At 40.5% G+C, this 10,773-nt stretch carries 6 protein-coding genes; all 6 read left to right on the top strand.

Translation table 11 applies throughout. The features are described from left to right. Nucleotides 1–80: 80 nt before the first annotated feature. The 6 genes from BrL25_RS00470 to BrL25_RS00445 all read left to right on the top strand — a co-directional run bounded on the left by BrL25_RS00470 (nucleotide 81) and on the right by BrL25_RS00445 (nucleotide 10,585). Nucleotides 81–1,115, top strand: coding sequence for an LLM class flavin-dependent oxidoreductase (locus BrL25_RS00470; protein WP_018670480.1), 1,035 nt, complete (start codon nucleotides 81–83; stop codon nucleotides 1,113–1,115). A gap of 56 nt (nucleotides 1,116–1,171) precedes the next feature. Further along, nucleotides 1,172–2,185, top strand: a complete 1,014-nt coding sequence (locus BrL25_RS00465) for a C39 family peptidase (RefSeq protein ID WP_018670481.1) — start codon at nucleotides 1,172–1,174, stop codon at nucleotides 2,183–2,185. A 55-nt stretch (nucleotides 2,186–2,240) separates the two neighbouring features. Further along, complete coding sequence (locus BrL25_RS00460) at nucleotides 2,241–3,374, top strand: GNAT family N-acetyltransferase (protein ID WP_018670482.1); 1,134 nt, start codon at nucleotides 2,241–2,243, stop codon at nucleotides 3,372–3,374. A 166-nt stretch (nucleotides 3,375–3,540) separates the two neighbouring features. Then, nucleotides 3,541–9,306, top strand: coding sequence for a non-ribosomal peptide synthetase (locus BrL25_RS00455; protein ID WP_018670483.1), 5,766 nt, complete (start codon nucleotides 3,541–3,543; stop codon nucleotides 9,304–9,306). 294 nt (nucleotides 9,307–9,600) lie between these two features. Further along, nucleotides 9,601–10,092, top strand: coding sequence for a MarR family winged helix-turn-helix transcriptional regulator (locus tag BrL25_RS00450; RefSeq protein ID WP_018670484.1), 492 nt, complete (start codon nucleotides 9,601–9,603; stop codon nucleotides 10,090–10,092). A gap of 106 nt (nucleotides 10,093–10,198) precedes the next feature. Then, a complete protein-coding gene (locus tag BrL25_RS00445; RefSeq protein WP_018670485.1) occupies nucleotides 10,199–10,585 on the top strand; it encodes a DoxX family protein in 387 nt (128 codons plus the stop codon). Nucleotides 10,586–10,773: the final 188 nt, after the last annotated feature.

Raw genomic sequence — 10,773 nt, 5'->3', positions numbered from 1 at the left:
ACAAGCTTGGGGGATGGTGCTTCTTGCACCATCCGGCTATGTCCGACCAGTGAAGAAGGGAAGCAGGAGGGGAACTGATTATGGAATTTTGTTGGGCATTACCGGTTGTCCCGACGGATCAATATCAGGAACTATATCGGGCGTATACGGATCAAGCCTTACGTGCTGAAAAAAATAATTTTGATGGTGTACTTGTTTCTAGCACTCCAACCTCAGTTGATCCCTTTATTGCATCAACTAAGATTGGATTAGAAACCACCAGCATTCGCATATTGCTTGCCCAAAATACCAATCATTGTTTGCCGACTTACACTGCTAAAGCGTTGAATACTCTCAATCAGATGATTAACCATCGAGCGGATGTTAATGTGATTACAGGTAGTTCCAGCATTGCTCTTTCCCGTGAAGCCCATGCTGATCCACATACGACCAGATATCAACGCACGAAAGAGTTTATGGAGATCATTCAGTTACTTCGAAAAGGAACTTCTAGTTACAAAGGGGAGTTTTTTCACATTAGTAACTGTGATATTTACCCAAAGGAGGATGTAGAGAAAAGGGGACGCTATTTCGTTGCGGGTAGCTCTGAGGAAGCGATGAAAATAGCAGCGCATTATGGAGATGCGTATATTCTGTATGCGTGCGAGTTCGAGTTGCTCAATAAACACTACAATAAAGTTAAACAGATGGCGTTAGAAAAGGGAAGGAGCATTTCTTGCGGCGTTTTGGTCGATATTATCGCAAGACAAACAAGAGAAGAAGCGTGGCATGCGGCAAATGAACTATTAGAAAATACGTCACCAATCACAAAGCGTATGACACGTGCCTTTTTAAAAACATCCGATTCTGTAGGACTTGGACGTTACAAAGACCTGACTTCCGAAAATAACTACATGGTAGGAGAGAATCTTTGGGGGGGGCTTAGCCAAGTAAACCCATCAAATTCAATATCAATTGTAGGTAGTTATGAAGAGGTCATTGAAACACTAAAAAAATATCATGATGCAGGCGCCGAATTTTTCCTCTTGACTAGTTTATTACATGATAATGAAATCGAGCGTATCGGACAGAATATTCTCCCTCAACTAAAGAAAACAAGAGTATCAATAAAATAACAGGATGATAACCAATGAAATACCTGTGTTACACTTTCTTAGGAGGGCAATTGGTTATGTTACAATCATCAACAGATAATCCCTATGTGCTTATAAATATCGAACCAGTAAAAAATATCGAAAATAATTGCATTGAAGATGTAATTGCTTCCCTTGCACGTTGGCTTCAGCGTAATCACGAGTGTATGTTTGCAGAAACGTGGAATTTTTCTTTTGAATCTAGTAGAAAACAAACGGACAGAATAGGAGATCAACTAATCATTCCCTCGAATAACTTTTTAGCTCTTCTCGAACAGTATCATGGTATACGAGGAACAGTCAATCAAACACAGATGGAAGAGGAGGTGTATAAGATCATTCAAACCGAGCTGACTTCAGGTTTTCCTGTTGTGGCTACGATGAATTCTTTTTGGGTTCCTTGGGATAAAAACTATCAGAAGGAACACACTGTCCATTCATTTATGATTGTAGGAATAAACTCTGAAACGCGCGACCTTTATTGCACAGATCCTTATTTTATGAAAAAGGAGATGCAGTTGTCGCACGCAAATTTTATCAAGGGCTATAAACATGTAACGACTTTTTCGCTTGTGCAAGATGAGCAGATCGAACCTAAACAGGTCATCCGAGAGTTGGCTAATAGACTTTCCTCTGAATTGCAGTCTGGAAAGGCGTTTGCAGAGATGCAAAGATTCGCAGACGTTTTGCTGAAAGATTTTGATTTGCAAAAAGAGACAGAAGGATATGACAAAAACTTTGATGACATCCCGCTGATAAACAACTTGGCTGATATCGCAAATGGTCGTCTTAAATATGCGCATCTCTTAGCTTTTATCGCTTCACATGATTATCCAAGTTTAGTGCCCTTTGTGGAAGAGATAAAAAGGATAGGGAATAATTGGAATGTTATTCGAGGTATTGTTATCAAGATGCATCTTACAAAAAGATGTAATGATAGTACGTTGCATAAAATTTCTAAAAAAATCAGAGAGGCATCGCAGGATGAAAGGTGCTTCTCGGTACAATTGCTTGAAGAATGTAATCGTCTCTTGTTAGAAAAGAGAGCATAACCTAGAGAGTATGAATACTAGATGGAAAACCCACAAAAGAAAGGAAACATCAGGCATGATCTATGAGCTTTCTGTACAGGAATACAATAGAATTAAAACTATTTTTCGCGAACAAACCAATCACCCCATCATTTTGGGAATCTTGAATGGAAATAATCAAGGAAAAGTATATGTAGATGATCCAAAACAACCAAAAACAGCATTGATATGGGCAAAATTTGAAATCTTTTTACTTGTTGGAGACAAAGAGAATGATTCTTTTAACAAAAATCTCGAATCTTTCATCCGCGAGAGGATTGCACCAGAGAGTTTGCAGATTGGTGACATCGCTTTTCAGTTGGAGTTCCCTCAGTCGAATACGGATGAAGGAACAGTGATTGATAGGCTGAAAAACTATCTGCCAAAAGCTTACGGACGTTGCGCCTTCACTTTTAATGAAGAGAAGTACCGAGGGCTTTCGCAATGGCATGATCAGATTCCTTTCGGCTACTCTGTCGAAAAAATTACTCCTGAATTAATCGATCGGGATAAAGAGGGAGTTATTCGAGAAGAGCTGGATAATTTTTGGGTCTCCCCTGAAGTTTTTTTCGAGAAAGGTATCGGCTATTGCACGATGCAAGGGGATAAGGCAGTTAGCAGTTGCCTTTCTGTGTATGCAAGTGAAGGCGATATTGAGATCGGCATTAACACCTACGATTTAAAACATCGTAACAAGGGATTAGCTACACTGGCTGCTCGAGCTGTGCTGGACGAGTGCCTTCAGCGAGGGGTTACTCCCCATTGGAAGACAGAACATTTCCGCTATGCGTCGATAAAGCTAGCGAATAAACTAGGCTTTGAAAATCGCCGAGATTATAAGGCGTATTATTTCTTCTATCGAGAACTAGATAATCTTGTAGGCAGTGCTTATTATCATTTAAAAGAGTTTGGGGATGTCCTTACAGCTACAGACTATGTAAAAAGGGCAGAAGAACTTGGTGAACTAGAAGACTGGCATTGCTTTCTCATTGCTTGTGGTTTTGCTGTGATAGGAGAAACTACTATTGCTCTTTCCTACCTAGAACAAGCCGTTGACAAGGGCTGGAGAGATACAAGCGATGTGCGATTTGAAAATGATTTGAAAAATTTGCAAGGGTTAAAAGAATGGGAGATTCTTACTAAAAAGCTGTTTTCGGCTGAAGCGGAATAAATGTTACGTGTGATGTAAAAAAGTGATTTGATTGCATAATGATCAGTATCGATTTGGATAAGAAGAAAGGCCAAAATCGTCAACGCAATCTTCAACTTCATGGACATAACAAATGTGGCATGCTAAGCAGGAGAAGGAGAACTTCTTTTTAGGGGAGATGCAATCAATGGGTAGGATAAACGTTTCAGAAGATCGAATGATCGTTGCGAATCAGAAGGCAAAGGAAAGAGATTATTGGCAGATGAAGCTGTCGGAAGAGGTAACGGAGTGCCACTTTCCCTACGACCAAAAAAATCAAGAGAGCCCTAGTGAACAAAGAGATGATGTAAAAAGTGTTGTCGATGGCCCAGCTTTTAGCCAACTGATGAAGCTGTCCAACGGCTCCGATATACGCTTGCACATGATTCTGACGTCCGTTTTGAACGTGCTTTTATACAAATATACGGGCCATTCTGATATCGTCGTGGTCTCTCCAGTCTTAAAACAGGAGACAGAAGCTAATTTTATCAATACTGTCCTTGTTCTTCGCAACCAATTAAGAGAAGAAATGACATGTAAAGAGTTACTCTTATTGACTAGAGAAATGCTGAATGAAGCGACCGAGAATCAAAATTATCCGCTTTTATCTTTATATGAGCAGATTATGGGTCATTCTAGGTCTGATCATTCATCTCTCTTTCATGTTGGAATTCTACTAGAGAACATTCATGATCATAGCTACCTTGTTTCAAATCAACCTGAAGTCCTTTTCTCATTCCTAAAAAGAGATGACAGCCTAGAGCTGAAGATAACATTTTCGACCGACCGATACCACAGAGCTAGCGTGGAAAGAATAGCTGCCCATTACAAAGGACTACTGCAAAATATCATAGATAATCTTGATACGCCTTTATCGGTAATTGATATGCTATCAACGAAGGAGAAGCTTCAAATCCGTGATTTTAACGATACACAGATTGAATTTCCCGCAGAGAAGAATTTATATGAGCTGTTTGCATTGCAAGCTGAAAAAACGCCAGATGTAATTGCTGTAGCGGATGACAATCGCCAGTTAACCTATGCTGAGCTGAAAGAAAGGGCAACTCAAGCGGCGCACCTGTTAAAGAAAAAAGGTATTCAACCAGAAAAAATCGTAGGTGTTATGTTAAAGCGCAATATAGACGTCGTAGTTTCGATTCTAGCCATTTTGCAAGTGGGTGGTGCCTACTTACCAATCAATCCGTCTCTACCAAAAAATCGCATTCTATCTATGCTAGATGACACGAATAGCCCACTTCTCATCACCAATGAAGAGGTCGTCACTGACAGTTCATTAATGGTAGACCTTCCAGACATGGAAGTGCTGAGTGTGACAGAGCTTCTTTCACATAAAACGAGTGAAACGGAAGAGTTTTGCAGGGCGAATCCGTCTCAACTTGCTTATGTGATCTTTACATCTGGTTCAACAGGTAAGCCGAAAGGTACGATGATCGAGCAACGCAGCGTAGTTAATCTTATTTGGGGGCTTAATCGGGAATTATATACCACTTACCCATCCCCGTTGCGAGTAGCCATGGTGTCACCGCTTGAATTTGATGCATCGATACAAAACATGTTTGGTTCTCTGTTAAATGGTCATAGCCTATTGATCGTACCAGAGGATGCACGAGTTGAGGGAGAGAAATTGGTTGCTTTCTATCGTAAGCACCAAATAGAACTCTCAGATGGTACACCGACTCATCTACGGATTTTGGGGGATTACCTAAACAAAGAAGAAACGGCAGATTTAGCTCTCAAGCACTTACTTATTGCAGGCGAAGCGCTAACGGCAAAGGTCGTAGCGAGTTTTGTACGACATTTCTCACACAAACCAAAAATACTCAATGCCTATGGTCCGACGGAAACTTGCGTAGACTCCACATCCTACCATGTAATCTTGGAAGAGATTGATAGCGTGAGCAATATTTCCATAGGGCGACCACTAGCTAATCAACAGGTATTTATTGTGAATGAGAATAATCAGCTTCAGCCAATTGGAATTCCTGGAGAGCTGTGCATTGCGGGTGAAGGATTAGCAAGAGGTTATTTGAATCGTTCTGAGTTAACTGAAATGAAGTTTACGCAAAATCCGTTTATTGATTTATTTCCTCAATCTAGTCAACGTATGTACAGAACAGGAGATTTGGCCAGATGGCTTCCCAATGGAAATATAGAATACCTAGGTCGCTTTGACGAGCAAGTAAAAATACGCGGTATGCGCATCGAAATGGGCGAAATCGAAAGCAGGCTGCTCACTTTTTCAGGCATGAAAGAAGCAGTTGTGATTGGTTTGGATAGCAAAGCGTCGCAAGAAACCTATTTGTGTGCTTATGTCGTGGCAGATCATCCGGTAGTTGCTAGAGAAGTACGTACGTTTCTTTCGAAAGATATACCTATCTACATGGTACCTACCTACATAATCCAAGTGGATACGCTACCCATTACCTCAAATGGAAAGCTAAATAGGAAAATGCTTCCTCATCCCGAGGATGTATTTGAACAAATGTCAAAGGTACAATATGTCGCTGCGCGTAACGAAACGGAAGCGACACTTGTGGAAATCTGGCAGAATATCCTTTCAACAGACCAGATTGGTGTACACGAGAATTTTTTTGAACTAGGTGGTCATTCGTTAAATACGACTACGCTTGTTTCACGGATTATGAAGACCTTCCATGTGGAGGTTCCGTTACAGGTTATTTTCCAACACCCGACGATTGAGGAACTTGCAATCTATATTGATCAGGGAGATAAAAAGCAGTATGAAGCAATTGATCTTGTAGAAAAACGAGATTACTATCCCGTTTCCTCTGCACAACAGCGACTTTTTGTCATGAATAAATTTGAAGGAGTAGGAACTAGCTACAATATTCCAGGAGCACTTGTCGTTGAAGGTGAGCTTGATCGAAAACGATGCGAACAAGCGATTTGGGGATTGGTACAACGTCATGAAAGCCTGCGAACTTCGTTTGTTTTCCTAGATGGAGAGCCAGTGCAAAAAGTGCAGGATCATGCTACGATTGACGTCTGGTTTCAGGAAACAACGGAAGAGCAAATCGAATCGATCATTGACGAGTTCATTCGCCCCTTTGATTTACGCGAAGCCCCTTTACTTCGGGTCGGGTTAGTAAAGCTCAACGAATACCGCCATTTGCTACTTTTTGATATGCACCATGTTATTTCAGATGGAGTTTCAATGATAATCTTGCAGCAAGATTTTATCAAGCTTTACGCCCAAGAGGAGCTTTCTCCCATGTCCATCCAATATAAGGATTACGCGGCATGGCAACGCAAGCGCATGGAAAGTGATGAGGTGGGGAATCAGGAAGCCTTCTGGTTAAAGACTTTTGAAGGCGAAATTCCGATTCTGCAACTGCCTACTGATTTCCCTAGATTAGCAAAACAAAGCTTCGATGGTAACCGTGTTATTCAACGTATTCCCGATTCACTCGCGAAGCAGTTGAGTGATTTTACCGAATCAACAGGGACTACCTTGTATATCGTTTTACTAGCCGCTTATAATGTTCTCCTTCACAAATATACAAAACAAACAGAGATCATTGTTGGTTCGCCTATTGCTGGACGTGTCCACGCAGATACGGAACAAATGGTTGGAATGTTTGTCAATACATTGGCAATGAAAAACAGCCTACACCAAGATAAACCGTTTAGTCTTTTTCTACAGGAAGTAAAAGAAAATGCCCTGCAAGCATATGAGAATCAAGAGTATCCATTTGAAGAACTAATTAAGAAGCTTCAGTTGGAACGTGATAACAGCCGTAATCCTTTATTTGATACGATGCTAATTATGCAGAATATTCCTTCCTACCATACTCAAGCTAACACACTTACCTTTACACCCTTTGACTATAAACACAAAACATCTAAATTTGACATTACATTTGAGTTTTTTCAAGAAAAGGATGGGCTTTTGTTCCACGTAGAATACGTGACGAAATTGTTTAAGCAGGAGACCATTGAGAGAATGGTTAATCACTTTTTGGCGATCATAGCCCAAATCCTTCGCAATCCAAGTATCAACCTTTCTGAAATAGAGCTCCTAACCCAAGCAGAGAAAGACAAGATTCTTTATCAATTCAACAATACTAGAGAAGATTATCCTAAAGATAAACAGGTGCATCAATTATTCGAAGAACAAGCGAAACGCAATCCGAAGCAGACTGCTCTCATCTTTGAAAATCAAACATACACGTATGAGTTTGTGAACGAACGAGCGAACCAATTAGCAAGAAAATTACGTGGCTTAGGGATTGGAAGAGAAGAAGTGGTTGGTTTACGTTTTGACCGTTCGGTAGAAATGATTCTAGGAATTCTGGCAGTGATGAAAGCAGGTGCTGCTTATGTAGCAATCGATCCTGACTACCCAGCGGAGCATGCACACTATATTCTTGCGGATAGCAAAGCGCAGGTTTTAGTAACGGAAACAAAACATATTGATACCATTGCTTTTATGGGACCTATTCTTGATCTTAACAACGAAGCTCTTTATGAGGGAGACACAGCAAATCTTGAGACGATATCTACAGCGGACAGCCTCGCCTATATCCTTTACACATCTGGTTCTACTGGAAGACCAAAGGGAGTCATGATCGAGCATGGCAGCATCGTTAACTATCTATTTGCCATGCAGAAGGATTATCCAATGGCAGTAGACGATGCTTATCTCTTAAAGACGCCGTATACCTTTGACGTATCAGTGCTCGAACTATTTGGCTGGTTCATTTCTGGAGGTTCACTGGTGATTCTTGAACCGGGTGGACACCGAAATCCTAAGAGTATCCTGCGTGTTCTTGAGTCTCATAATGTAGCACTTGTCAACTTTGTTCCCTCCATGTTTAAAGTATTCCTCAACTCGATTCACGAAGAGTCAATAGCGGCTCTTACTAAGTTGAAATACGTACTGGTAGCCGGTGAGGCAATTTCGCACGACGTCGTAGAGCAATTCTACACCCTTACAAAGAATGTTACGCTTGATAATCTCTATGGCCCTACAGAGGCAACAGTCATCGCTACCCGCTTTCCTCTAAAAAAAGCAGGAGAGTATAGTACATTGCCAATCGGCAAACCGATTCAAAACGTGCAGGTTTATGTGATGAATGAGTCTACTCAATTGGAGCCAATCGGGATCGTGGGAGAATTGTTTATTGCTGGGGCAGGCGTGGCGAGAGGATATTTGAATCAGCCTGAATTGAATGAAGAAAAGTTCGTATCTAACCCGTTTGCAGCTAGTGAGAAGATGTACCGGACAGGGGATTTAGCAAGATGGCTACCTGACGGAAATATCGAATTTTTAGGTCGAATTGATCATCAGGTGAAAATCCGCGGATACCGTATTGAATTGGAAGAAATCGAAACAAGACTTCGCTCCTATGAAGGGATAGCTGACGCTGTCGTACTAGATAAAGATGACTCACTTGGAAATAAACAGCTAGTGGCATATATCATTACCGCAAATCCAATCGATATGAGCGAGATAAAGGAACATCTGAGAAAACAGCTTCCGAGCTTTATGATTCCAGCTCATTTCATGACACTGGATAAGCTTCCCTTAACGACCAGTGGAAAAGTAAATCGACGTGCACTTCAGGATGAAGCTTTACTTTTCACTCCAAGGAACCGAGAAGGAGAAGAACCCAACACCGTATTAGAAATGAAGCTCATGGAAATTTGGAAACGTGTCCTGAAAGTTGAACAAGTAGGCACAAACGAGGATTTCTTTGAGCTTGGGGGAAACTCATTACTTGCTGTTACTCTCGACTTAGAGATGGAGGAAGATGGATTAATCTCCGATGATCTGGTTGTCTATGAACACCGAACGATCCAAGCATTAGCAGCCTTTATAGAACAAAAAGAACCAACTAATAGCGAAGCCAAGACGCCTATGAAAAAATAAAACCTGGGGGCACAAACGATTATTACCTGTTTGTGTCCCTTATCTTTTGTAATATGCTCGCAAGCTAATACGTCTTTCTCTGTTTAGCCGATAACATGGAACCAGCAAGAGTGTTCCAGCTATAATCAACCCAAACTTCTACGTTGTTCATTTAATATTTTTTTAGTTTACTAGTTGACAACGTAAAAAAAATAGGGTATTCTTCATTTATCTTAAATTTAAGATATCAAAAAATGAGACATATTGAAATGTATTTTGTAAAAGGTAAGAAATAAAAAGAAAGGAGAAAACAAAATGCTGAACAAACAGGGAAAGCAAATGGACCTGATAACAGATTCAAATAAAAATCAAGAGCAATCCCTTCATTTGTTCGTTGTGTTATCCCGTGCATTTAACTGGACGTCTGCTCACGTTCAGAAAGATATTCGACAATATGGATTAAACCCTACTGAATTTGGTGTTCTAGAATTGTTATTTCATAAAGGCAGACAGCCTCTTCAGCAAATTGGTGACAAGATTTTAATCTCTAGTGGCAATATTACTTATGTGGTGGATAAGCTGGAAAAAAAAGGTTATTTGCTTCGTAAGCCCTGTCCGAATGATCGACGAGTTATCTATGCGGAATTAACACAAGAAGGGGAGCAATTTCTCCAAGAGATTTTTCCGAAACATCAAGAAAAGCTAGCAGAAGCACTTAGTGGGCTTTCTCCTGAAGAAAAAGAGATTACCATTACTTTGTTGAAAAAGCTGGGGAAGTCAGCCCAAATGAATTTTGCAGATAAGTAGTAGCAAAACAGATGTGATAATAAAAAGAAGCATATTATCCATCTTTCTCATATATCTTTAATTGGAGATACTCAAAATAAAACATATTCCTAAGGAGGAAAAGAAAATGGATGCAGGACTTTTACTTATTCGATTAGTTGTGGGGCTTTTATTTATTGGTCATGGTACACAGAAATTATTTGGATGGTTTGGTGGGCATGGCTTAAAGGGAACAGCAGGGTGGTTAGAATCTATCGGTGTGAAACCCGGCTTGTTGATGGCATTTATGGCAGGCGCCAGTGAGATTGTTGGAGGATTGCTCTTTGCGTCTGGTGTGTTTACTTGGGTAGGGGGAGCACTAATCGCTGTAACTATGCTGATCGCTATTTTTACTGTACATGGAAAAAATGGATTGTGGATTACGCAAAACGGTATGGAATACAATCTAGTATTGCTTGCGGTGGCTATCGGGGTTGCATTGATTGGACCAGGTGCATATGCTTTATTCGCATAAGATATGATCTGTAAAAAGTGAGTAGTATCCAGATTCACTTGCTCTATTGTATGATAATGTTGTACATGAAGACAATGCCAAGAGATATAGGTCAGAATAAGGCCTAATCAGGCAAGAATCAAACAGATTAAAGCAAAATAAAATCAAGTAGGCACAAAAAAGACAGGGGAGCGAGTAAGTGTAGTGAA

Source organism: Brevibacillus laterosporus DSM 25, from assembly GCF_002706795.1.
In the GTDB taxonomy this organism is placed as follows: Bacteria; Bacillota; Bacilli; order Brevibacillales; family Brevibacillaceae; genus Brevibacillus_B; species Brevibacillus_B laterosporus.
The sequence above is the reverse complement of the archived record's forward strand: the minus strand, read 5'-3'. Positions and strand labels throughout refer to the sequence as shown.

Bases quoted from the DNA above. Each gene is read 5' to 3' on its own strand.
- BrL25_RS00470 (WP_018670480.1), top strand. From the start codon at position 81: ATGGAATTTTGTTGGGCATTACCGGTTGTCCCGACGGATCAATATCAG.
- BrL25_RS00465 (WP_018670481.1), top strand. From the start codon at position 1,172: ATGTTACAATCATCAACAGATAATCCCTATGTGCTTATAAATATCGAA.
- BrL25_RS00460 (WP_018670482.1), top strand. From the start codon at position 2,241: ATGATCTATGAGCTTTCTGTACAGGAATACAATAGAATTAAAACTATT.
- BrL25_RS00455 (WP_018670483.1), top strand. From the start codon at position 3,541: ATGGGTAGGATAAACGTTTCAGAAGATCGAATGATCGTTGCGAATCAG.
- BrL25_RS00450 (WP_018670484.1), top strand. From the start codon at position 9,601: ATGCTGAACAAACAGGGAAAGCAAATGGACCTGATAACAGATTCAAAT.
- BrL25_RS00445 (WP_018670485.1), top strand. From the start codon at position 10,199: ATGGATGCAGGACTTTTACTTATTCGATTAGTTGTGGGGCTTTTATTT.